18 protein-coding genes and 1 other RNA gene are annotated in these 22876 nt (G+C 41.1%); 11 read left to right on the top strand and 8 right to left on the bottom strand.

Annotated elements, in window-relative coordinates:
• The first annotated feature begins 2 nt into the window (after window positions 1-2).
• Complete coding sequence (gene lpxA / locus HJP15_RS15380) at window positions 3-773, top strand: acyl-ACP--UDP-N-acetylglucosamine O-acyltransferase (RefSeq protein WP_054205997.1); 771 nt, start codon at window positions 3-5, stop codon at window positions 771-773.
• A gap of 101 nt (window positions 774-874) precedes the next feature.
• On the opposite strand, the gene cydC is transcribed toward lpxA, so the two are convergent.
• Genes cydC through HJP15_RS15355 form a run of 5 tightly spaced genes read right to left on the bottom strand, consistent with a single transcriptional unit; the run spans window position 875 to window position 7278 of the window.
• Complete coding sequence (gene cydC / locus HJP15_RS15375; RefSeq protein WP_054205996.1) at window positions 875-2608, bottom strand: thiol reductant ABC exporter subunit CydC; 1734 nt, start codon at window positions 2606-2608, stop codon at window positions 875-877.
• The gene (cydD, locus tag HJP15_RS15370; RefSeq protein WP_054205995.1) at window positions 2601-4385 is read right to left on the bottom strand and encodes a thiol reductant ABC exporter subunit CydD; all 1785 of its coding nucleotides are present in this window, start codon (window positions 4383-4385) and stop codon (window positions 2601-2603) included. Before cydD ends, cydC begins: the two co-directional genes overlap by 8 nt.
• Window positions 4375-4527, bottom strand: coding sequence for a cytochrome bd-I oxidase subunit CydX (gene cydX, locus HJP15_RS15365; protein ID WP_054205994.1), 153 nt, complete (start codon window positions 4525-4527; stop codon window positions 4375-4377). The genes cydD and cydX overlap by 11 nt, the downstream gene beginning before the upstream one ends.
• Window positions 4528-4540: 13 nt before the next feature.
• Window positions 4541-5680, bottom strand: a complete 1140-nt coding sequence (gene cydB / locus HJP15_RS15360) for a cytochrome d ubiquinol oxidase subunit II (RefSeq protein ID WP_054205993.1) — start codon at window positions 5678-5680, stop codon at window positions 4541-4543.
• Entirely contained in the window at window positions 5680-7278 is a 1599-nt protein-coding gene (locus HJP15_RS15355; RefSeq protein ID WP_054205992.1) for a cytochrome ubiquinol oxidase subunit I, read from the bottom strand. The genes cydB and HJP15_RS15355 overlap by 1 nt, the downstream gene beginning before the upstream one ends.
• 301 nt (window positions 7279-7579) lie before the next feature.
• Between HJP15_RS15355 and lpxB the strand changes: the two genes are divergently transcribed.
• The 6 genes from lpxB (at window position 7580) to HJP15_RS15325 (ending at window position 15554) form a co-directional block, all read left to right on the top strand.
• Window positions 7580-8737, top strand: a complete 1158-nt coding sequence (lpxB, locus tag HJP15_RS15350) for a lipid-A-disaccharide synthase (RefSeq protein WP_054205991.1) — start codon at window positions 7580-7582, stop codon at window positions 8735-8737.
• Window positions 8727-9323: a ribonuclease HII gene (gene rnhB, locus HJP15_RS15345; protein WP_054205990.1), complete on the top strand. Its 597-nt coding sequence runs from the start codon at window positions 8727-8729 to the stop codon at window positions 9321-9323. Before lpxB ends, rnhB begins: the two co-directional genes overlap by 11 nt.
• Entirely contained in the window at window positions 9323-12814 is a 3492-nt protein-coding gene (gene dnaE, locus HJP15_RS15340; RefSeq protein ID WP_170174092.1) for a DNA polymerase III subunit alpha, read from the top strand. The genes rnhB and dnaE overlap by 1 nt, the downstream gene beginning before the upstream one ends.
• Before the next feature lie 16 nt (window positions 12815-12830).
• Window positions 12831-13787 (top strand): acetyl-CoA carboxylase carboxyl transferase subunit alpha, encoded by a 957-nt coding sequence (gene accA, locus HJP15_RS15335; protein ID WP_054205988.1) that lies wholly within the window; start codon window positions 12831-12833, stop codon window positions 13785-13787.
• Between the two features lie 121 nt (window positions 13788-13908).
• A complete protein-coding gene (gene tilS, locus HJP15_RS15330) occupies window positions 13909-15219 on the top strand; it encodes a tRNA lysidine(34) synthetase TilS (RefSeq protein ID WP_064435837.1) in 1311 nt (436 codons plus the stop codon).
• Complete coding sequence (locus HJP15_RS15325; protein ID WP_054206053.1) at window positions 15216-15554, top strand: hypothetical protein; 339 nt, start codon at window positions 15216-15218, stop codon at window positions 15552-15554. The genes tilS and HJP15_RS15325 overlap by 4 nt, the downstream gene beginning before the upstream one ends.
• Before the next feature lie 40 nt (window positions 15555-15594).
• On the opposite strand, the gene HJP15_RS15320 is transcribed toward HJP15_RS15325, so the two are convergent.
• Window positions 15595-16491, bottom strand: coding sequence for a GGDEF domain-containing protein (locus tag HJP15_RS15320; protein ID WP_054205986.1), 897 nt, complete (start codon window positions 16489-16491; stop codon window positions 15595-15597).
• 143 nt (window positions 16492-16634) lie between these two features.
• On the opposite strand from HJP15_RS15320, the gene HJP15_RS15315 reads away from it, so the two are divergent.
• On the top strand, window positions 16635-18611 hold the full coding sequence (locus HJP15_RS15315; RefSeq protein ID WP_054455172.1) for a monovalent cation:proton antiporter family protein: 1977 nt from the start codon (window positions 16635-16637) through the stop codon (window positions 18609-18611).
• Between the two features lie 110 nt (window positions 18612-18721).
• On the opposite strand, the gene HJP15_RS15310 is transcribed toward HJP15_RS15315, so the two are convergent.
• Window positions 18722-19867, bottom strand: a complete 1146-nt coding sequence (locus HJP15_RS15310; RefSeq protein WP_054205984.1) for a patatin-like phospholipase family protein — start codon at window positions 19865-19867, stop codon at window positions 18722-18724.
• A 176-nt stretch (window positions 19868-20043) separates the two neighbouring features.
• Between HJP15_RS15310 and HJP15_RS15305 the strand changes: the two genes are divergently transcribed.
• A complete protein-coding gene (locus HJP15_RS15305; RefSeq protein ID WP_170174091.1) occupies window positions 20044-20916 on the top strand; it encodes a DUF3014 domain-containing protein in 873 nt (290 codons plus the stop codon).
• A gap of 140 nt (window positions 20917-21056) precedes the next feature.
• Window positions 21057-21153: signal recognition particle sRNA small type (gene ffs / locus HJP15_RS15300), an RNA gene on the top strand.
• Between the two features lie 185 nt (window positions 21154-21338).
• Here ffs and HJP15_RS15295 read toward each other — a convergent pair.
• Window positions 21339-22301, bottom strand: coding sequence for an integron integrase (locus HJP15_RS15295; RefSeq protein WP_170174090.1), 963 nt, complete (start codon window positions 22299-22301; stop codon window positions 21339-21341).
• Between the two features lie 101 nt (window positions 22302-22402).
• Here HJP15_RS15295 and HJP15_RS15290 point away from each other — a divergent pair, with 101 nt between their 5' ends.
• On the top strand, window positions 22403-22714 hold the full coding sequence (locus HJP15_RS15290) for an IS1/IS1595 family N-terminal zinc-binding domain-containing protein (RefSeq protein ID WP_170174089.1): 312 nt from the start codon (window positions 22403-22405) through the stop codon (window positions 22712-22714).
• Window positions 22715-22876: the final 162 nt, after the last annotated feature.

Genomic DNA, 22876 nt, shown 5'->3' with positions numbered 1-22876 from the left:
TTGTGATCCATCCTACAGCGATAATCGAATCAGGTGCAAAGCTAGGTAATAATGTATCGGTTGGTCCATATAGCTACATTGGTGACAATGTGGTTATTGGTGATGATTGTATTATTGAATCTCACGTTGTGGTCAAAGGGCCATCAACAATAGGTTCTGGCAATCATATATTTCAGTTTGCGTCAGTAGGTGAAGCCTGCCAAGACAAAAAATATAATAATGAGCCAACCACGCTAATTATTGGTGATAACAACATTATTCGTGAATGTGCCACTATTCACCGCGGTACGATTCAAGATCAAGGCGTGACTAAGATTGGTAGCAATAACTTATTTATGGCTTACACTCATGTTGCCCATGATGCAGTAATTGGCGACAACGTTATTTTTGCTAATAATGCATCGGTTGCAGGGCATGTACACATTGGTGATTGGGTTATCTTAGCAGGCAATTCAGGTATTCATCAGTTTTGTAAAGTAGGTGCACATGCGTTTGTTGGCATGTATTCAGGTGTAAATAAAGATGTTCCACCGTTTGTAACAACGATTGGCACCCCTGCAGGCCCTGTAGCGATTAATACCGAGGGTATGAAACGCCGTGGCTTTGAAAGTGATGAAGTAATGGCAACGCGCCGTGCCTATAAAACACTGTATCGTAAGAGTTTAGGTGTTGATGAAGCGCTTGTTGCACTTGCAGATGACGCTGCTAAGTACCCTGCAGTACAGTTGATGGTTGATTTTGTTAAAAATTCAGAGCGTGGTATTGTTCGTTAATAGTTCGCTTTATAAAAAAAGCCACCGATTATGAGTAATAGTCGGTGGCTTTTTCGTATTAACTTACCTTGAGTTCAAGCTGTTTCAATTAGTGAAAATGATTAAAACCGTGAGATCAAGTTTACGTACTCTGGTTGCGCTATTAATAGTTGCTGATGAGTTGCAATCGCTTTTACACAGCCTTGCTCTAACCAAATTACCTGATCCATATTGGATAGCAAAGCAGGATCGTGAGTAATACTCAGCACGGTACATTGCTGCATGCTGGTCAATATTGCATCCATCACGTGATGCTTAGATTGATTGTCTAGACCTTCTGTAGGTTCATCAAGGATTAAAATAGCCGGTGCGCGCAGTAATGCTTGTGCCAAAGCTAAACGTCGAGATTGCCCGCGAGATAAACTTCTACCACCTGTGCCTAAGCGAGTATTTAACCCTAACTTTAACTCACAGAGCCAGTCTGCTAATTGCACTTGTTGGCAAGCGTTGATCATTTGCTCTTTCGTCGCCGCAGGTGCTGCGTAGCGTAAGTTTTCCGCAATTGTGCCATCAAAAATATGATGTTGTTGTGCGACGATACTTATAAGTTCGCAGCGGTTTTGTTGGCTGGTCATATTAATAGGCATCGTTTTGTGTGCAAATGTTAAGTTTATTTCACCGCTTTGCTGTGGCCATAAGCCACTGAGTAAATTAACCAGGGTACTTTTCCCGCTGCCACTTTGGCCCACAATGGCTACTTTTTGTAGTGGCTCAATTACAAAGCTTAAGTTGTTAAGCGCAAAAGTATCGCTGAGATAACAGTAGCTAACGTCTTTAAATTCAAGTCCTAAAGGCTGTACAGGCAATGACTCGTGAGCATTTTTAGCAACAGGGCGTAGTTTGTCTTCTAAATCGAAAATACGGTTTGCAGCGCTTAATGCGACTGGTAGTTGGATGAATGCATTGGGTAGCGTGAGTACCGTTTCAAAACTGGCAAGTACGAATAAACTGAGCATGGCCAATTCAACATTAGCCATTGTACCGTTATAAACCAATGGGGTGATAACTATAATGGCACCTAACATACTTAGTTGTACTATCAGCAGTGATAAGCCATTACTACGTGCCTGTGCACTATGGCGTACAAACAGCTGCTGATTATAATGTTCGCTGGCATCACGGCATTGTTTAACTTGCTGCTCGGTAGCTTGATAAATAGCCAGCTCTCTCAAGCCATTTAGGGTATCAGATAATTCAGCGCGTAAAGTGGCAGAGTACTGCGTTTCGAGGTCTGCAGTGTTCTGTAGTTGCCTGCTCAGTATTAAAGGTAGGGCAACACCCACGAATAACAGCGCAATAAAGCACAGCAGTGCCACATCAGCGTTGTATGCAGCCATAATCGCAATCACAATTGGCACACTTATTATCGCAACAATCATGGGTAATAATACATTTAAGTAGAATTTATCGAGGGCTTCAACATCATTTTGCATACGATTGAATAGATCGGCACTGCGGCTCATGGCCAAATCAACATTACTCAATTGGCTTAGCGTATTAAAAACACTGACGCGAATTTCACTTAACAGTAAAAATGTGGCGTTGTGAGTGACTAGACGCTCACCATAACGAGACGCTGTTCTCACTATTGCTAAAAAGCGTATGACGCCAGCGGGCGTAAAGTAGTTCATTTGTGTATTAGCTAGACCTGCAGCAGCCATTGCGGCTAAAAACCAGCCAGAAACAGCCAACAAGCCTACATTTGCAAGTACCGTTAATGTAGCTAAAAATGCCCCTAGTAACATTGCCCCAAGGTGTGGCTTGCACAGCTTTAATAAGCGTAAAAAGTTAGTCATGCTGTTGACTCCTTGCATGCACTAAATCAAATAGCGCGCCTTTAGCAGCTATGAGGGTGTTAAAGTTACCCAGCTCAATAACAGCACCGTCTTTCATTACAATAACTTGCTTAGCGTGTTCAATGGTATTTAAGCGATGGGCGATCACTATAACTAAATGCTTTTTTGCATAATCATTAATAGCTGTTTGGACAAGTTGCTCGGTTTGACTATCAAGGTGAGCGGTTGGCTCATCAAGAACTAAAATGGGAGCTTCTTTTAAAAAAGCCCGTGCTAACGCGATGCGCTGTTTTTGTCCGCCGGAAAGTCCTTCGCCTTGCTCGCCAATAGGGGTGTCAAAACCTTGAGGTAAAGCAAGAATAAACTCAAGCGCACCCGCTTGCGCTGCAGCATTTTCGAGTTCTTGCATACTGGCATCTGGTTTTGCTAATAGTAAATTGGCTTTTATGCTATTAAATAGCAAGGTGGGTTGCTGTGGGATCCAAGCAATATGCTGTTGCCACTGTTTAATTTGCGAGACTGATAATGAGCGTTGATTGACCGCGATGGAGTTTATCACTTGTGGATGAAAGCCCAATAGACAGTCAAGTAGGGTACTTTTCCCCGCGCCACTTTGGCCAACAATGGCATACATACCAGAGCTTGAAAATGTCAGGTTTATATTGCTAACGCCTTCATTACTATTTGGATAGTGAAAACTTAAATTACCAATACTGAGCTGCTTTATGTTCGGCACGTCTAATCTACTTTGAATATTTGTTTTTGTGCTTATAAGGCTCTCATCTGGTAATGGTTCATTTAATATCTTGAGCATATCAGCAGCAGCACTTATGCCTTCTAATCGTGCATGATAATGACTACCAAGTTGACGCAGCGGTAAATAAAACTCTGGTGCGAGCAATAACACTACAAAGCCGGTCGAGAAATCTAAGGTACCAAAAAATAACCGAAAACCGATTATTACGGCGACTAATGCGACGCTAAGAGTTGCAAAAAACTCTAATGCAAAAGAGGATAAAAATGCTATTTTTAATACGCTTAAAGTGGCATGGCGAAAATCATCTGAAATTTTGGCAATTTGTTTTAACTCACGTGCTGTGGCGTTAAACAATTTAAGTTGAGTGAGTCCTTGTAAACGGTCAAAAAAGTAATTACCTAACACTGCTAATTGTTGCCAGCGTTGCTGGTTTAGCCGTTCGGCTTTGTGACCAACTAAAATCATAAATAAAGGAATTAAAGGCGCTGTAAATAAAAAAATCAATCCCGCTTTCCAGTCAGTAGGAAAAATCACCATCAGAATCGCTAAAGGGATAAGTGCGCTATACGCCACACTGGGTAAGTAATTAGCATAATAGTCGTGCAGTGCTTCAACACCATTATGCAAGGTATTTAAAGTTGCACCATGGCCTTGTTGTTCAATATAACTTGGGCCAAGGAGTGTCAGTTTTTCAAGTAAAGTTTGGCGCATCGCAGTTTTAATTTTTAGTGCCGCTTGCGCGCTAATACGTTCAGATAAACTCAGTAATAGGCCGCGCCCTAAAATCAATATAGATAATGGCCAAAGTAAAGGAGTAACTGTTGCTAAATCAGCATGTTCAAACATTACTAGATGAATTGAACGTGCTACCAAATAAGCACTAGCAATCATGAGTATTGCATTTAAAGTACCTAACGCAATACTCAGTTTTAGCAGACTACCAGCGTGGTTGGAGTGTATTTTTAAGAACGCGCGCAGGGTAGTTTGCTGCGCGCGATCTGGTCGGGGGTTAGTCGTCATTTTGGCGATTAAGCCTATCGTGAAGATCTTTTTCGTCGTCAGCAATACTGTCTTTATTTTGTTGAAATTCGTACCACATAACGTTGATAACTCCTAGCGTACAGGCTAAAAGCACACCGAGTATCCAAGCAAAATACCACATAGTTTATGTCTCCTTAGTAGCTGCCATGGCTGTTATTTTCAATTTCTTCAACGGTTACCTTGCGCCACATTTTCACATAACACCATGTTGTGTAAGTTAAAATAAGTGGTACAAAAATAACAACCGCAATAAACATGACATTTAGCGTCATATGACTTGATACTGCATCCCATAATGTGAGGCTAATGTTCATGTTATTACTCGATGGCATCACAAATGGAAACAGTGAAATACCTGCGGTCATTATTACGCCAATTAACATCAAGCTTGTGCATATTAAAGCAAGGCCTGATTTATTCACTTTTGATAGCACCCATGCAAGCGCAGCCATAACAAACGCTAAAGTAGGAAAAATAACGGTCCATGGCATTAACGTATAGTTATTCAGCCATGCGCCAGCTGAGGTTGTCACTACTTTACCAAGAGGGTTAGCAAAACTTTGTTTGTCAGGCATCGACACAATTTGGTAGCCATCAATATTAGCAACCCAAAACCCAGCTATAGCAAATAGCACAATAAAAACTAATAATGCGTAGCGGCCATACTGCGCTGATCTTCGAGCAACATGGCTATCGGTTCTAAGTTGCAGCCACATGCCAGCATGTGCAATCAGCATAATGACACTTATCAAACCTGTTAATAATGCAAATGGGTTGAGTAGGGCAAAAAATGAACCTTGATAGCTCGCTCTTAAATACTCATCTAAATTAAAAGGCACACCTAAGAATAAGTTACCAAATGCCACACCAAACACCAATGCGGGGATCACACTGCCACCAAATAATGCCCAATCCCAATTGTTACGCCAGCGCTTAGAATCAATCTTAGAACGATAATCAAAACCAAGCGGCCTAAAAAACAAGGCGAATAACACGAGCATCATAGCGAAATAAAAGCCTGAAAACGCAGCCGCATACACCATCGGCCATGCTGCAAATAAAGCGCCACCAGCAGTAATAAACCACACTTGATTGCCATCCCAATGCGGGCCTACAGTATTAATTACAACGCGGCGTTCAGAATCTGTTTTACCAACAAGGCGTAATAATATCGCTACGCCCATGTCCATGCCGTCAGTGATTGCAAAGCCGATAAATAACACACCGATGATCACCCACCACAATAGCTTTAATGTTTCATAATCAAAAATCATCAGTTTGCTCCTCGGTCATCACTTAATTGTTCATTATGCGAGTTGTCATTTTGGTGTTCAAAATGATATTTACCTGTGTGTAATGAGCTTGGACCAATTTTAATAAATCGGAGCAATAACCAGCCCTCTACAATAGCTAAGCCAATATAGAACAAGATAAACCCAGTTAAACTTATTAAAATATCATTCACAGTCAGTGACGAGGTAGCTAAAAAAGTCGGCAATATTTCTGATATAGCCCAAGGTTGGCGGCCATATTCTGCAACAATCCAGCCAAATTCAATAGCAATCCATGGTAGAGGAATACTCCATACGGCAGCCCATAACAGCCAGCGTTTTTGCTCAATTACACGCTGTGCATTGTAGTAAAAGGCTAATATAAACACGATAAGCATGATCATGCCGCAGCCAACCATAATCCTAAATGACCAAAACATCGGGCCCACTTTGGGAAATGAGTCTTTTACTGCTTTTTGAATTTGCTCCTCAGTCGCATCCACCACATTTGGGGTGTAACGTTTTAGTAATAAGCCATAGCCTAAATCGTCTTTTAAGGTATCAAATTTTGCTATGTTTTCGGGTGTGTCCTGACCATTTCTTAGTTTTTCTAGGTATTGGTAAGCAATCATACCGTTACGAATTCGCACTTCATGCTGTTTTTCTAAATCATTAATACCTGTAACTTGCTCATCAATAGAACGAGTAGCAATTAAGCCTAAAGCGTAAGGGATCTTAACTGCGCCGTAGGTAACTTGCTTCTGTGAGTCAGGTATGCCGACTAACGTAAATGCAGCAGGTGCTTCTTCGGTATGCCATTCAGCTTCAATGGTGGCGAGTTTTACTTTTTGTACTTCACCCACTTCATACCCTGATTCATCACCTAGCAAAATAACACACAGTATTGACGCTAAACCAAAGCCACTGGCAACAGAGAAAGATCGTTTAGCAAAGGCTAAATCGCGGCCTTTTAGAATGTACCAACTGCTGATCCCCAGTACGAACATCGATGCGGCTACATAACCGGCAGAGACGGTATGAATAAATTTAACCTGCGCAACAGGATTAAATACCAGCTCGGCAAAACTGGTCATTTCCATACGCATTGTTTGGTAGTTAAATTCAGCGCCAACAGGATTTTGCATCCACGCGTTAGCAATCAAAATCCATAATGCAGACATGCTAGTACCAAAGGCCATTAGAAAAGTAACGGCTAAGTGTTGGCGTTTGGTTAGTCGTTCCCACCCTAAAAAGAACATACCCACAAAGGTAGACTCTAAAAAGAATGCCATTAAGCCTTCAATAGCAAGGGGAGCGCCAAACACATCGCCCACATAATGAGAGTAATAAGACCAGTTAGTACCAAATTCAAACTCCATGGTCAGGCCTGTAGCCACACCAATAGCGAAGTTGATACCAAATAATTTTCCCCAAAACTTGGTCATATCTCGGTATATCTCACGACCAGTCATAACGTAGACCGATTCCATGATCACCAAAATCCAAGTCATACCTAGGGTCAGTGGTACAAATAAAAAGTGAAATAGGGCGGTGACAGCAAACTGTAATCGCGATAGATCCACAAAGGTTTCATCTATCATTTTTTATAGCTCCTAGTATGTGATGACGAATCACACAACAGATTAAAGTAGCAAACATTTAACGCACGAAGTTTCAGTAATTACTGAAACTTCGTACATTATTTACTTTTGATGAAATATTGTCAATGTATATTAGAAAAACATAATATATACAATAAATGCTACATTAGAATTATGAAGATGCAAATCAGGTGGGCTATTTATATTATAAAAAATGAGATCTCTTAAACGTTTATAGAAACCTTAAAACACGGTAAACTACTCTTTTTATACACTCGAGTTATTTGCGAAATAAATTCATATGAATAAACATAAACAGCCACTGCGTATAGCGATTGTCGTTGGGGAACTCTCTGGTGATATTTTAGGCGAAGGCTTAATAAAAGCACTTAAAAAGCGCTACCCTAATGCCACTTTTGAAGGCATAGCAGGGCCTAAAATGCAGGCGCAAGGCTGCAAAAGCTTATTTGATATGGAAGAATTAGCCGTTATGGGCTTAGTTGAAGTGCTAGGTAGATTACCGCGGTTATTAAAAATTCGTAAGCAACTGGTACAGCATTTCATTGATAATAAACCGGATGTTTATATTGGTATTGATGCTCCTGACTTTAACCTTCGAGTTGAAAAACCGCTTAAAGACGCCGGCATTAAAACAATTCAATATGTGAGCCCATCAGTATGGGCGTGGCGTGAAAAACGCATTCATAAAATTAGCGCAGCAACTAACATGGTGTTGGCTTTATTACCGTTTGAAAAAGCGTTTTATGATAAACATAACGTCCCCTGTACTTTTGTTGGGCATACACTTGCTGATGATATCGCTCTTGAGCATGATGATAGCGCAGCACGTCAGCAGTTAGGTTTAAACCTCGATGATAAAGTATTGGCATTATTGCCCGGTAGTCGAGGCTCAGAAGTGGGCTTGCTTAGCGAAACGTATATAAAAACAGCTGTAGGGCTACAAGCAAAAAACCCGCTTTTAAAAGTTGTAGTGCCATTAGTGAACCCGCAACGTAAAGCGCAGTTTTCTACTATTTTAGCCGCCACAGCACCTAACTTAAACGTACAAATGCTCGATGGTCAATCTGATCTTGCTATGCAGGCAGCAGATGTAATACTCATAGCCTCTGGTACAGCAACCCTTGAGGGCATGTTGTATAAAAAGCCGATGGTTGTTGGGTATAAAATAAAAGCGATGAGTTACTGGATTTTTAAAACGCTGTTTACCTTCAATATCAAATATTTTTCCTTACCAAATTTACTCGCTGATGAAGCACTTGTGCCTGAGTTTATGCAACAAGACTGCACCATTGAAAACTTAACTAACGCGCTAGAGCCGATGCTAAACAGTGGCAATAGCGAACTCAAAGCACGCTTTTTAGCCATTCATCAACAAATACGCTTAAACGCCAGTGAGCAAGCTGCCACGGCTGTTGCGGAGATTATAAATGCAAATTGAACGACCAAATCTAGCGCTTATCGCGGGCGTTGATGAAGTAGGGCGCGGCCCATTGGTAGGAGATGTAGTCACTGCAGCGGTGATCCTCGATCCGACTAAACCGATTGCAGGTTTAGCTGATTCAAAAAAATTAACGGATAAGAAACGCCAAGCGCTTGCTATTGAGATTAAAGAAAAAGCGTTGTGTTGGTCAATTGGCCGTTGCAGTCCCACAGAGATTGACGAATTGAATATTCTCCAAGCCACGATGCTTGCCATGACGCGTGCGGTAGAGGGGTTAAGCACCGCACCTGAATTTGTGTTTGTTGATGGTAATCGCCTGCCAGCATTGGCTATGCCAGCGCAAGCGGTTGTCAAAGGAGATAGTTTAGTTGCCGAGATTTCCGCGGCGTCTATCATCGCTAAAGTAGCGCGCGATGACGAAATGATAGCGCTCGATAAACGCCACCCAGAGTATGGTTTTGCGGGGCATAAAGGCTATCCAACCAAGGCACACTTTGCCGCGCTTGAGCAATACGGTGCAATTGAAGAGCACCGAAAAAGTTTTAAACCAGTGCAACGTGTACTGGCAATGCAGGAGAAATAATGGCCGCTCCAGATTTTGTGCATTTACGGGTTCACTCAGACTTTTCGATGGTTGATGGTTTAGCCAAAACCAAACCAATTGTCGCCAAAGCGCAAGAGTTGCAACTACCCGCGTTGGCAATAACTGATCAAATGAACTTGTGTGGCTTAGTGCGTTTTTATGAAACATCGCACAACGCAGGCATTAAGCCCATCGTCGGTGCTGATTTTTGGCTACATAGCCCAGAGTTCCCTGAAGGGCCGTGTCGGTTGGTTATCTTAGCGAAAGATAATACCGGCTATAAAAACTTAACCTTATTAATATCTAAAGCGTATCAGCGCGGGCATTTATTTCACCGTCCAGTGATTGACCGTGACTGGCTTATTGAACACAAAGAAGGGCTTATATTACTTTCAGGTGCTAAAGATGGTGATTTAGGTAAGGCGCTATTAAAGGGCAACCCTACGATTGTAGAGTCAGTAGTGAGCTTTTATAAGCAGCATTTTAGTGATAACTATTACATTGAATTAGTGCGCACCAAGCGCGCACAAGAGGAAGAGTACCTCCATTTAGCGGTTGAGCTTGCCAGCATTGAGCAATTACCTGTTGTTGCTACTAACGAGGTGGTCTTTCTAAAGCCTGAAAACTTTGAAGCGCACGAAATACGCGTGGCCATTTTTGATGGCTATACGCTGGATGATAAACGCAGGCCAAAGCGCTTCTCCGAAGAGCAGTATTTAAAAACACCTGAACAAATGGCTGAGATTTTTAGCGATATTCCAGAAGCACTACAAAATACGGTAGAAATTGCAAAACGTTGCAATGTAACAGTACAACTAGGCACGTATTTCTTACCTGATTACCCAACAGGTTCACTGAAAATTGACGAGTTCTTAGTTAAAGTATCGCAAGATGGCCTAGAAGAACGGCTACTGTTTTTATTTCCTGATGAAGCAGAACGCGAAGAAAAACGCGTTGAATACGACGAGCGTTTGCAAATCGAACTCGATGTAATCAACCAAATGGGGTTCCCAGGCTACTTCTTGATCGTAATGGAATTCATCCAGTGGAGTAAAGATAATAACATCCCTGTAGGCCCAGGGCGTGGTTCAGGTGCCGGTTCATTAGTGGCCTACGCACTAAAAATCACTGATCTTGATCCACTCGAATTTGACTTGCTATTCGAGCGATTCTTAAATCCAGAACGTATTTCAATGCCGGATTTCGACGTCGATTTCTGTATGGATAGACGAGATGAAGTAATCGATCACGTATCAGCCTTATATGGGCGCGATGCGGTATCGCAAATTATTACTTTTGGCACCATGGCGGCCAAAGCGGTTATACGCGACGTTGGACGTGTGCTCGGTCATCCATATGGTTTTGTTGACCGTATATCGAAAATGATCCCAGGTGATCCAGGGATGACGCTCGCTAAAGCGTTTGATGTCGAGCCACGTTTACAAGAAGCCTACGATGGTGACTCTGAGGTAAAAGATCTCATTGATATGTGTCGCATCCTTGAAGGCTGTACACGTAACGCCGGTAAGCATGCCGGTGGTGTTGTTATATCACCAACCACCATTACCGACTTTGCTGCACTGTATTGTGATGACGAAGGTAAGTTTCCGGTTACTCAGTTTGATAAAAATGACGTAGAAACCGCAGGCTTGGTAAAATTTGACTTCTTAGGCCTTCGTACGCTCACCATTTTGCAATGGGCGGTTGATATGACCAATGTGCGCTTAGCCCGAGAGGGCAAAGAGCCAATAGATATCAACACCATAGAACTCAATGATAAAAAGAGCATTGAGTTATTGCTAAGAGCTGAAACGACCGCAGTATTCCAGCTTGAATCACGCGGTATGAAAGACTTAGTTAGGCGTTTAAAACCAGATTGCTTTGAAGATATGATAGCCTTGGTGGCTTTATTCCGCCCAGGGCCATTGCAATCGGGCATGGTAGATAACTTTATCGACCGAAAGCTCGGACGCGAAGAAATATCTTACCCTGATGCGCAATATCAGCACGAAAGTTTAAAGCCTATTTTGGAGCCAACTTACGGCATTATCTTGTATCAAGAACAAGTTATGCAAATTGCACAGGTATTGGCAGGTTACACCCTTGGTGGCGCCGATATGTTACGTCGTGCAATGGGTAAGAAAAAACCCGAAGAGATGGCCAAGCAGCGTTCAACCTTTGAAGATGGTGCACGAAATAACGGCATTGACGGCGAACTAGCGATTAAAATCTTCGATCTGGTAGAAAAATTCGCAGGTTATGGCTTCAATAAATCTCACTCTGCAGCTTATGCACTCGTGTCGTATCAAACGCTTTGGATGAAAACCCATTTCCCAGCTGAATTTATGGCAGCGGTTATGTCAGCGGATATGGACAACACTGAAAAAATTGTCACCTTGGTGGATGAGTGTGAGAACATGAAACTCACTTTATTACCGCCAGATGTTAATGCAGGCGAATACAAATTTACGGTTAACCTCAAAGGGGAAATTGTTTATGGTATCGGTGCGATTAAAGGAGTGGGCGAGGCGCCAGTTGATGCGATATTAGAAGCGCGCGCTGAAGGCGGTCCATTTAAAGATCTTTTTGATTTTTGCGCACGTGTAGATTTAAAGCGTATAAATAAGCGTGTTACTGAAAAACTTATTTATGCTGGCGCTTTGGATCAACTTGGCCCGGAGAAAACACAGCCAGCACGCGCCACTTTATTAGCCAGCTTAAAAGACGCTATGCGCGCTGCTGATCAGCACAATAAAGCGGAGTCGTTAGGGCAAACTGATTTATTTGGCCTGCTAGCCACAGAGCCTGATGAAGTGGAACAAGCGTTTATAAAAGCGATCCCACTGACTGATAATCAGTGGCTTGATGGAGAAAAGGAAACTCTAGGGCTTTATTTAACGGGTCATCCGATTAATCAGTACCGTAAAGAGCTAAAATACTACACCAGTGGGCGGTTAGTAGAGTTACAACCAACAAATCGAGACGTGCAATCAACCGCCGCAGGCCTAGTGATTGCAGCAAGAGTACTGGTAAATAAAAAGGGAAATCGCTGGGGACTTATAACTTTAGATGACAAGAGTGCCCGTATTGATGTACGCTTATTCCCAGAACAGTTTGAAATGTACCAAGATATGCTGCAAATCAACAATATCTTGGTAATATCCGGACAGGTCAGCTTTGATAACTTCTCCGGTGGCATTACAATGACCGCCAGAGATATATGCACGATAGCGCAAGCGCGAGAAAAACGTATAAAAGCGATTAAAATGACGCTGAATATGGTGCAAATCGACGCAAACTTTTTCGATAAGTTACAAAAAGTACTCGAACCTTATAAGTTTGGTACTTGTCCGATTAAGGTTTTCTATCAGCGTCCAGATGCGTTGGCCCAGTTAACCCTCGGGACAGAATGGTGTGTTACGCCAAGTGATGACTTAATTCATAAGTTATCGTTAATGGCGGCGCAAGATGTAGAACTAGAATTTAACTAATTAGGTAGTTTAGAGCATGAGCCTCAATTATCTTGATTTTGAGCTTCCAATTGCAGAATTAGAAGCAAAAATTGAAGAGTTACAAAATATAAGCCGCGCTGGCGAATTAAACCTTGAGTTAGAAGAGGAAGTCAGCCGATTAAAAGAGAAAAGTGCCCAGCAAAAAGAGGAAATATTCTCTAAGTTAGGTGCTTGGCAGGTTTCTCAGTTAGCCCGTCATCCGTTGCGTCCTTATACTCGTGATTATATCGAGCGTATTTTCACGGAATTTGATGAGTTTTCTGGCGATCGCACTTTTGCGAATGATCCCGCTATTCTTGGTGGTATTGCGCGTTTTGAAGGCCAACCAGTCATGGTTATTGGTCAACAAAAAGGACGAGATACTGCAGAGAAAATAAAGCGCAACTTTGGCATGCCAAAGCCTGAAGGTTACCGTAAAGCATTACGCTTAATGGAAATGGCTGAGCGTTTTAAAATGCCAATCATGACTTTCATTGATACGCCAGGCGCATACCCAGGTGTAGGCGCTGAAGAGCGTGGTCAATCAGAAGCAATTGCACGTAACCTTAAAGTAATGGCAGCATTAAAAGTGCCTACTATTTGTACGGTTATAGGTGAGGGCGGCTCAGGTGGTGCACTGGCAATTGGTGTTGGCGATCGTGTTAACATGTTGCAGTACAGCACTTACTCGGTTATTTCACCAGAGGGCTGCGCATCAATTCTATGGAAAAGTGCCGATAAAGCACCTCTTGCTGCAGAAGCGATGGGCGTAACCGCTGCACGTGTTAAAGAGCTTGATTTAATTAATAGTGTGGTAGATGAACCTCTTGGTGGTGCACATCGTAACTATGAAGCGATGGCTCGTAACCTTAAAGCTCAGCTTAAGCGTGATTTAAGTGATTTACAGGCATTGAGCCTTGATGAAATGCTTGATCAACGTTACAAACGTTTAATGTCATTTGGTTATTGTTAATTAATACCAAATTACTGAAAAAAGCCGCTTTTGCGGCTTTTTTGTTTTAAAATGTTTATCAGCTATCAGCTATCAGCTATCAGTAGCAAAGTAATCATTCACTTAGGCAGCGGTTTAATTCATGCATTCAACGTCTTTATATCAACAAGTAAAAAACGTCATAACACCTTATGTAGTTGAGCATAAAATCTCATTTACGGTGGCACTTTCTGGTGGCGTGGATTCAGTGGTATTACTGCATGTAATGAATGCGCTGAAAGCTGAAGTACCGCAATTGCAATTAAATGCCGTATATGTAAATCATGGTTTAAGTGAGTATGCTAATAACTGGCAGTCTTTCTGTAAAAAATTATGTGCAACACTGAATATTACTTTTTATCCAGCGCAAGTAAATATCGAAAACAAAGCCCGCACTAGTTTAGAAGAGCTCGCGCGTGATGCTCGCTATAAAGCACTTGATCACCATAGTCCCACAGGCAGTATTATTTTACTTGGGCAACATTTAAATGATCAACTAGAGACGTTCTTACTAAGATTAAAACGCGGCTCAGGGTTACAAGGTTTAGCCTCTATGCGACAAACTAGAACACTTAATTCTGGTCGCATGTGCTTACGACCCTTGTTAAATGTTACGCGCCAGAATATTGAGCAATTTGCAGATGATTTTAACCTTTCACACATTACAGATGATTCAAATTCAGATGAACGCTTCGATCGAAATTTTTTAAGAGGGAAAGTTGTACCCGTTTTATCGGAAAAATTTACAGGATTTGAAAAAAGCGCATCTCGTAGTATTTCGCTTTTGCAGCAACAGCAAGATGTGTTAGATGAATATACCCAATTAGATTTAGCACAATCTCAAAATGAGCATCGAGGATTAAGCTGTGAAAAGATGGGTGTATTTAGCCTACCTCGTCAAGCGAACGTATTACGGTGTTGGCTTGGGCAGTTCACCCGTTTAATGCCTTCGCAAAAACAAACCCAGCAAATATTATTACAAGGTTTAACGGCGCAACGCGATGCGCAGCTATTGATTCAACTTGCAGAAGGTCAAGTACGTCGTCATCAAGGCTATTTGTACTTTGTTAATGAAAGTGTAACGGCCCAAAAAGAACAGTCAGTCACGAGTGATAATCAAAAGTTGTCTGACGGGTGTTATTTAATGTCATTTCGCGGAGAGGGAGTGAGATCACCATTTGCAGATGAGCAAGTAACTGTACGTTTTAATTGTCCGCAAGCGCGTATTAAGCCATTAAAAAAACCGGGCCATAATACGCTTAAGCATTGGTTTAAAGATGCTAAAGTTGCCCCTTGGTTACGTGCAAATATACCGCTTATTTTTTATAATGAACAATTAGTTTTTGTAGTAGGGCACTTTGTAAGTGCAGAACACTATGAACAAGAAGGTATATTTTGGAAGATAAAAATATGACGACACAACAGCCACACGTTGGCTTATCGTTAGTAAATAAAGCGCCGTTAGGACTTATAGTAACAGCAGTGATTGCAATTATTGCTACAGTTATGTTTGAACTAGACATCATAACGTTGGCTTACTCTATTGCTGGTGGCTTGATCTGCGCAATGATTTTAATTGCCTATTGGTTGGGGAAAGGCGGGTTATTCTTTATTGCGGGAGTGAGTATACCTTTGTTAATGGTGATAGTTATACCACTGACAACGATGGCCGCACTATTATATTTAATTAGTGGTTTCTTTTTTGGTTTTTGCTTAGCGTTATTAGGCTACAAAATATTCACTAAATAGTAAATTAAAGCCTAGAGGGGGAAGCTAGGCTTTTGGTTAGTTAATAGGCTTTAGCGCAATTTCGACCAGATGCTTTCGCTTTGTATAAGCCCTTATCTGCGCGTGCAAAAATTTCATTTTCGCAGTCTTGGCTATTGGCTAAAGTGAAACCAATACTGGTTGTTACTTCATATTGCTTCATTAAATTTGATTCAGTGACTAGGCGCATTACTCGCTGGGCAATGACTTTGTTGGTCGTAAACTCAGGGTCATCAATTAAAACTGCAAATTCATCGCCGCCAAAACGAAATACGCAATCAGTACCACGAATACTACTGCATAATACGCTAGAAAATTCTTGTAGCACATCGTCACCGGTTTTATGGCCAAAATTATCATTTACTTGTTTAAAGTTATCTAAATCAAGCAACATTAAACTAAATGGGCGATGGTGACGGCGACAACGTTCTAACTTTTGCGCCAAAACATCATTAAATTGGCTGCGATTATTTAACCCTGTCAATGCATCTTTGGTTGCTAGCTTTAGTACGCGGTTATACATCAATGCATTACGTAAAGGATAAATTAATACGCTGTGTAAGCCTGCGAGTTTTTTTTCAATATTGCCAGTGAGTGGATATTGGCAAAAGTAAATTAACTGGCCTAAATGTTCGTTGTTAATATCTAAATCAAACGAATAAGGCGGTTTGCTATTATCACTGCTAGCGATTTGAGCAACCCCAAGAGAGGATTGAAACTGTAAGCCCGAAAAATTGATAATTTGCTTAGCGTAGTTTGCATAAATCGTCAAAAGCTCTTCTACATTTAGAGTCGTTTGTAATTTCTCTAGTAAACTGTGTAGAGCCGCGGGTTCATTTTTACGGTAGTGCTCTGCCGAAAACGGCAAAAACTCGCCCCGCGCTGAGACTCGTTGTGTCAAAATATGGACGTTTTCCATTGAATTCTCCCCCCAGGAGTTAGTTACTCACTTAACTAAGCTATTTTTGTGCCACAATTTCAAACTGGCTGAAAAACAGATAGTTGCTATAGTTAGAATAAGAACTGATGGATTTTTGACAGCAGCATCGCGAGGAGGCCTCATTGCAAACAGTATTAGCCCAAATATTTGGTTTGCTCCTTGGCGCTGTGGTGCTGGTTTGGCTATTTAAACGCGTAGGTTTACCGCCAATATTAGCTTATCTCGCTACGGGCGTGCTTGCAGGCAGTCATGGCATTGGCTGGATGGCACAAAGCCATGAGATCCACTTTATTGCAGAGCTTGGTATTGTTTTTTTATTATTTAGTTTAGGTCTAGAATTTTCACTGGGCCGATTAATGGCAATGCGTAATATTGTATTTGGTCTAGGGACCTTACAAGTTATTGTGACAAGCATTGTTCTGATGCTTATTTTACTCTTACTGAATCTTTCGCTACTCACCAGTTTTACCATCGCGACATTAATGGCGCTTTCATCAACAGCTGTTGTTGTTAAGTTATTAAAAGAATCTGGCGATTTAAAAGAGCGGCGCGGGCAGCTTGCAATCGGTATGTTATTGTTTCAAGACATAGCCGTAGTCCCCCTTTTAATTATTTTACCTCTTTTGGCGCAAAGCAGCGGCTCAGAAGGCATTGCATTTGCGCTAATCATCGCACTTACTAAAGGAGCTTTTGTATGTGCATTATTATGGGCCATAGGCAAATGGATATTACCTAAGGTATTTAATGAAGTCGCTTTAATGCGTACGGACGAGCTATTTGTATTAACCACACTCGTGGTCGCTTTATTTGCTGCAGGGCTAACCTACCTATTTGGTTTATCGATGGCTTTAGGAGCATTTTTAGCAGGTATGATGCTGGGTGAAAGCCAATATCGACATCAATTAGAAGCCGATATTCGACCATTTCGCGATATTTTAATGGGATTGTTTTTTGTTACCGTGGGCATGCAGCTTGATATTTTATTTGTGCTTGGCGTGTGGTATTGGATCATTGCAGCATTGGCTTTAATGTTAGTGCTAAAAATAGGGGTGATCACATTACTTGCCCAACTAATGGGGGAGCGCAAACAAGATGCAATAGCCGCTGGCATTATGCTTTGGCAAATGGGGGAGTTTGGCTTTGTATTAATTGCACTGGCTACTAAGCATCAATTATTAGCTTTGGAGCATGCCTCATTTTTAATCGCAATAGCAGTGATGTCGATGGGTTTAACCCCGTATTTAATAGAACGTACACCATGGTTATTAAAGCAATTTGGTTTCTTAAAAATGCCTCGTAATAAATGGCAGCAAGAGCCGACGAGTAGTATTTTATATCGTAATCACGTAGTTATTTGCGGGTTTTCTCGGGTTGGCCAAACAATAGCACGATTTTTAAAGCCTGAAGCGATCGAATATGTTGCCATCGAACGCAACCCAATACTCGTACAAGAAACTAAAGTAGCAGGCGAACCAATTATATTTGGTCATGTAAAACAAAAAGATATTTTAAAATCAGCAGGAGTAGAGCATGCACGTTTAGTGATTATAACATTCACTGATTTTGAACAAACCCAAGTAGTTATTGATGCGATTAAACAAATAGCGCCTACGGTAAAAATTTTAGTACGCATGCGAGATGACAGCCAGCTAGAGGCACTTAAAGAGCTTGGTGTAACAGAAGTTGTGCCCGAAACGCTCGAAGCCAGCTTAATGTTAGTATCGCATGTTTTGTACATGTCAGGTGTGCCGATGACACGAATTGTGCGCCGAGTGAGTAAAGAACGACGTAATCGTTATCAGTTTTTACATGGTTTTTTTGCAGGTGATAAATTTGATAGCGAAGAAACTAATGCAGATCGCTTAGAATACCTACATGTTATCGCGTTACCTGAAAACGCCTTTGCGGTAGATAAAAACATCAGCGAACTTAATCTCGAAAAGCGCAAAGTGTCGGTACGTGCATTACGCCGTCAAGACCGAGAAATAGACACGCCGTCAGTAAAAACGATTTTACTCGCAGGCGATATATTAGTGTTACAAGGCAAGCCACGCAGGGTAGAACGAGTTGAACGTTATATTCTAGACGGCAGTGAGTAGCTAAGCGTATAGAACAGCTATAATACCCAAATATTAAGCCCCGCGAACGCTGAGTCCTGCATCATGAGGTGACTCGGGTATAAGTTGTAGCCTGAATAGAGAGTCGTGGGCTAATCTAATTCTAAAAACTCACGTATTTGTGGTAACTTTTCTAAACCGTCTTTATAACCAATATCAATTAAGTGTTGGGTATAGCGTTTTTCAAAAAGTAAGTAGCTGGTTAAACTCGATTGTGAACGTTTTTTAACCCCAATCATACGCAATAAAATCTTAATAGGCAGTGGCATATCGTCATAATATTGCGCTGCAATCGCATTAAAGTTTTCTGATGGGTTGATCACGTAAGAATCAATTTGTTTTAGTTCTTGATGTTTATCACGCCCGGGTAAAAGCCCCAAAGTACGATTGATCCGTTCAAGTCGCTCAAGGTCCGATTGCAATGTATCGGTAAATACACTATCGAGTAAGTGGCCAGCAATAGACGACAACCCCGGATAGTGTGGTAAATAACCCGGAGGGTGCAACTCTTTAGGTTGATCAACACCAATAATAAATATTTTTTCAGCGCCAAGGTGTACGCATGGACTCAGAGGTGAAAGCTGGTGGATAGAGCCATCACCAAAGTAATGGTTTTGTACATTTACACTCGGGAACACCATAGGTATAGCACTCGACGCCATTAAATGCTCAACATTAATACGCGTAGCTTTACCTTCACGCTTAGCACGTTGCCAAGGTAATTGCGTATTAGATTGAAAAAATGCAACAGAATCGCCCGTTGTATAACTTGATGCTGTAATAGATAAAGCATCTAAATAATTGCGGTGTAAGTTACGTTCAATACGGTTTAAATCTAAAATATCGTTAAGTAAATTACGTAAAGGCTGACTATTTAATAAGCTCGCAGGGGGATGATTTATATGCTCAGACTGAAAACTAGTGAGCATGTTGCGTGTTATATGCCCAAAAACACTGATAAAGTCACTTTTATACACCATAGAAGTAGAAAAGTTTTTCCATACAGAATCAAGCTTTCGTACCGCCAAGTGTGCACATGAAGCATAACTAGCTAAAGCTGCAGAATTAATAGCCCCTGCGGAGGTGCCATTTATAATCGTAAAAGGTAAAGGCGCTGTACGAGGCATGCTTTGCGCGAGCGCTTTAAGCACGCCCACTTGGTACGCTGCGCGTGCGCCACCACCGGTTAATAATAGTGCGATTTTAGGTTTATCTTTATTGACTTGCTTGATTCTCATAATTGCAATTAAACTGTTGACCGTCTTTACTTTATTTATTAACTGTAAGTCTTTAAGCTAGAAGAATCAAAGGATACCTTAGTGATAGTAAAATTTTTATCATTAAGTTGTGAATTATAATCACTTAGGTAACTCTAAGTGAGATAAACGTGCATTTTAATTTTTATGGAGTTCGTATGTCAGATCAATCAACACCGCCAGATATCGAAAAACGTCCACCAAACAACAACTTACTCTTTGCTGCTGTAATACTGGTTATTATTTTATGCGCCGGAGCATTTGTATTATTGAGCTCTGATGAGCAGCCTCAACCCATTGTAGAAGTCGCTCCCACAGCACAGCCTATACAAGAATATCAAACAGTTGAGGAACCACAGCCTCAAATTGAACAAATTGAACCGCCAGCAGCTCAGCCGCAGGTAGAGCGTCCACCAACACGTAATGTTGAACCCGCGCCAGTAGTAGCACCTCTTCCATCATTAAATGAAAGTGACGCTGTAGTGGTCGCGCGCATAGATGATTACTTAAGTGATCAAGCAATGGGCTTACTACTAACAGACGATGTAATACGTCGTGCTGTTGTATTTATAGATAACTTAGCAAAAGGCAAAGTAGCGGTTAAACATGCGCCAGTAGAGCGTCCACAAGATGGTTTTAGCGTGATGGAAGGTGACATTCTCACTATCGACCCAAACAGTTACGAGCGATACACGCCGTATGTAAAAGTATTTACCAGTATGAGCGCGGCACAAATTGTGCGTTTGTATGATGAATATAAACCACTCATTAATGACGCGTACACCGAAATTGGCTATTCAGGTGATGCATTTAATCAAACACTTCAAGAAGCCATTGATTTATTACTAGATACACCAGAGCCAAAAGGTGACATGCCGTTACTGAGAAATTCAGTAACGTACCAGTACGCTTACTCTGAATGGGAACGTTTACCCGCAGCGCAAAAGCAATTATTGCGCATGGGCCCTGAAAACATGAAAAAGGTAAAAGTAGTATTACGTAACGTTCAAAAAGAGCTAGATAACCAGTAATCTTGATAAAGTAGCTTAAAAAACAGTGCGATTGTATGTTTAACATGCAATCGCACTTTCTTTTTGTGTTTACCCTTGAATAACACAGCAAAAGTAGCGATAATCTCTCCCGCGCCAACCAAGGCCCTCAATGGTAGTCTTATTGGTCCTCTCGCAACACTAGCAGGCGAACCTGGTCAGGCCCGGAAGGGAGCAGCCACAGTTTGTGACGTGTGTGCCGAGATGTGGCTGGTAAGACTGCCACCCAAATTCCTCATTTGGGTGTTGTAAATTTCCTTTTTCATACTATCTAAAATTACCAATACTATTTTCTCATATTGCGCTTTTGGTAAATCCTCGTCAAAATTGTAATGGCATCATTTTTAATCAAATAGGCGTGCTTTTTCATCATACCTTTGCCGTGAAGTGAACATTGATAAAGTTTAAAATATTTTACTTAATGGACTAATTACACCGTTCGCTCCTTGCTGTAAAACATGGGTATATATTTGCGTTGTTTTGACATCTGAATGGCTAAGCTGAGCTTGAACTGTTCTGATATCGGCACCACTTTGCAATAGATGCGTTGCAAATGAATGGCGTAAGGTATGCGGTGTTATTATTTTTGTTAATCCCGATTTTTGAACGGCTTTTTTTATTTCTTTTCTTATACACGAATGATGAAAATGATGTCGTCTTATTTCACCACTTTGAGGATCTGTGCTTAATATATGTGAGGGAAATAAATACTGCCACGCAAGTGATTTTGAGGCAGAAGGATATTTTTTTGTTAAAGCATAAGGCATCCATACGCCAGTATATTCCGTATTATTTAAATCAAGTTTTAGATAGTCATCAACCTGCAGAATTTGATTTCTCAGCATAGGAATTAGCTCGGTGGCCAATGTTACAATACGGTGTTTATTACCTTTGCCATTCCATACTTGAATACACTTGTAATCAAAATAAATATCTTTCACTCTTAATTGTACCGCTTCCATTACTCTTAAACCACTCCCGTACATAAGGCTTGCAATAAGGTAATAACGCTTATTTAAATGAGTCATAAGCAGCTTAACTTCTTCTGGCGTCATAACTACAGGTAGTTTTGCTTGTTTTTTACTGCGAGCAAAATTTAAGTTTAACGACAGCTCTTTTTTTATTATGTGCTTGTATAGAAATGACAATGAATTGAGTGCCGTGGCTTGCGTTCGTGGTGCAACGTTTTGTTTTAACTCTAGATAGCGCTCGACTTCATTGTCTCCCATTGAGGCGGGGTGGCGCTTATCATGAAAATGGATATAAGATGCAATCCATCTCAGGTACGTGTCCACGGTACGTAATGAATACTGACGTACCAACATATAATCAGCGATATAATTTAAAAATGGAGAGCGCGTTTTCATGTCATCACCAATATCGATGACTGTATAAATATGGCTATGTTGTATTTCAGTGTTGGTGAACTATATTTAATATACTGAAACCTAATAACGGTAGGTGCAACATGGCTTCCAAGCAGTTTCAAAATATACTACATCACATTACCAACTTAAATTACGCTCAACTTAAAAAGCTTCGCCACGAAGTTGAATCAAATATTGCCACTAACCAAGTAGGTCAAGCCATTGCCGACCATGAAGAATCAATATCTCATTGCCCCCATTGTGATTCACATAATCTAAATCGTTGGGGAATGACAAAGCAAGGAATTCAGCGCTTTAAGTGTAAATCATGCAACAAAACATTTAATGCACTTGCAGACTCACCACTTTACCGAATGAAAAAGGCTGAGAAGTGGATCGAATATAACACTTAGAACGTCATTTCGTTGGAGACATATGTTTATTAAAGCCCCTGCCAGCTTTAATCCTTCAGTACTAACGGGTGTTATTGAAGCTGATGAAACATCTTTACCAGAATCTTTTAAAGGTAAGAGGGTTATTAACCGTAAGTCCCGTAAACGTGGTGGTGGAAAAAT

Source organism: Pseudoalteromonas sp. NEC-BIFX-2020_002, assembly GCF_013002825.1.
GTDB lineage: Bacteria > Pseudomonadota > Gammaproteobacteria > Enterobacterales > Alteromonadaceae > Pseudoalteromonas > Pseudoalteromonas neustonica.
Note: the sequence above shows the minus strand (reverse complement) of the source record. Positions and strands in the feature narration are given on the sequence as shown.

Bases quoted from the DNA above. Each gene is read 5' to 3' on its own strand.
- HJP15_RS15295 (WP_170174090.1), bottom strand. From the start codon at position 22,301: ATGAAAACGCGCTCTCCATTTTTAAATTATATCGCTGATTATATGTTG.
- rnhB (WP_054205990.1), top strand. From the start codon at position 8,727: ATGCAAATTGAACGACCAAATCTAGCGCTTATCGCGGGCGTTGATGAA.
- cydB (WP_054205993.1), bottom strand. From the start codon at position 5,680: ATGATTTTTGATTATGAAACATTAAAGCTATTGTGGTGGGTGATCATC.
- cydC (WP_054205996.1), bottom strand. From the start codon at position 2,608: ATGACTAACTTTTTACGCTTATTAAAGCTGTGCAAGCCACACCTTGGG.
- lpxB (WP_054205991.1), top strand. From the start codon at position 7,580: ATGAATAAACATAAACAGCCACTGCGTATAGCGATTGTCGTTGGGGAA.
- HJP15_RS15305 (WP_170174091.1), top strand. From the start codon at position 20,044: ATGTCAGATCAATCAACACCGCCAGATATCGAAAAACGTCCACCAAAC.
- accA (WP_054205988.1), top strand. From the start codon at position 12,831: ATGAGCCTCAATTATCTTGATTTTGAGCTTCCAATTGCAGAATTAGAA.
- HJP15_RS15325 (WP_054206053.1), top strand. From the start codon at position 15,216: ATGACGACACAACAGCCACACGTTGGCTTATCGTTAGTAAATAAAGCG.
- cydD (WP_054205995.1), bottom strand. From the start codon at position 4,385: ATGACGACTAACCCCCGACCAGATCGCGCGCAGCAAACTACCCTGCGC.
- cydX (WP_054205994.1), bottom strand. From the start codon at position 4,527: ATGTGGTATTTTGCTTGGATACTCGGTGTGCTTTTAGCCTGTACGCTA.
- tilS (WP_064435837.1), top strand. From the start codon at position 13,909: ATGCATTCAACGTCTTTATATCAACAAGTAAAAAACGTCATAACACCT.
- HJP15_RS15355 (WP_054205992.1), bottom strand. From the start codon at position 7,278: ATGATAGATGAAACCTTTGTGGATCTATCGCGATTACAGTTTGCTGTC.
- HJP15_RS15290 (WP_170174089.1), top strand. From the start codon at position 22,403: ATGGCTTCCAAGCAGTTTCAAAATATACTACATCACATTACCAACTTA.
- HJP15_RS15320 (WP_054205986.1), bottom strand. From the start codon at position 16,491: ATGGAAAACGTCCATATTTTGACACAACGAGTCTCAGCGCGGGGCGAG.
- HJP15_RS15310 (WP_054205984.1), bottom strand. From the start codon at position 19,867: ATGAGAATCAAGCAAGTCAATAAAGATAAACCTAAAATCGCACTATTA.
- dnaE (WP_170174092.1), top strand. From the start codon at position 9,323: ATGGCCGCTCCAGATTTTGTGCATTTACGGGTTCACTCAGACTTTTCG.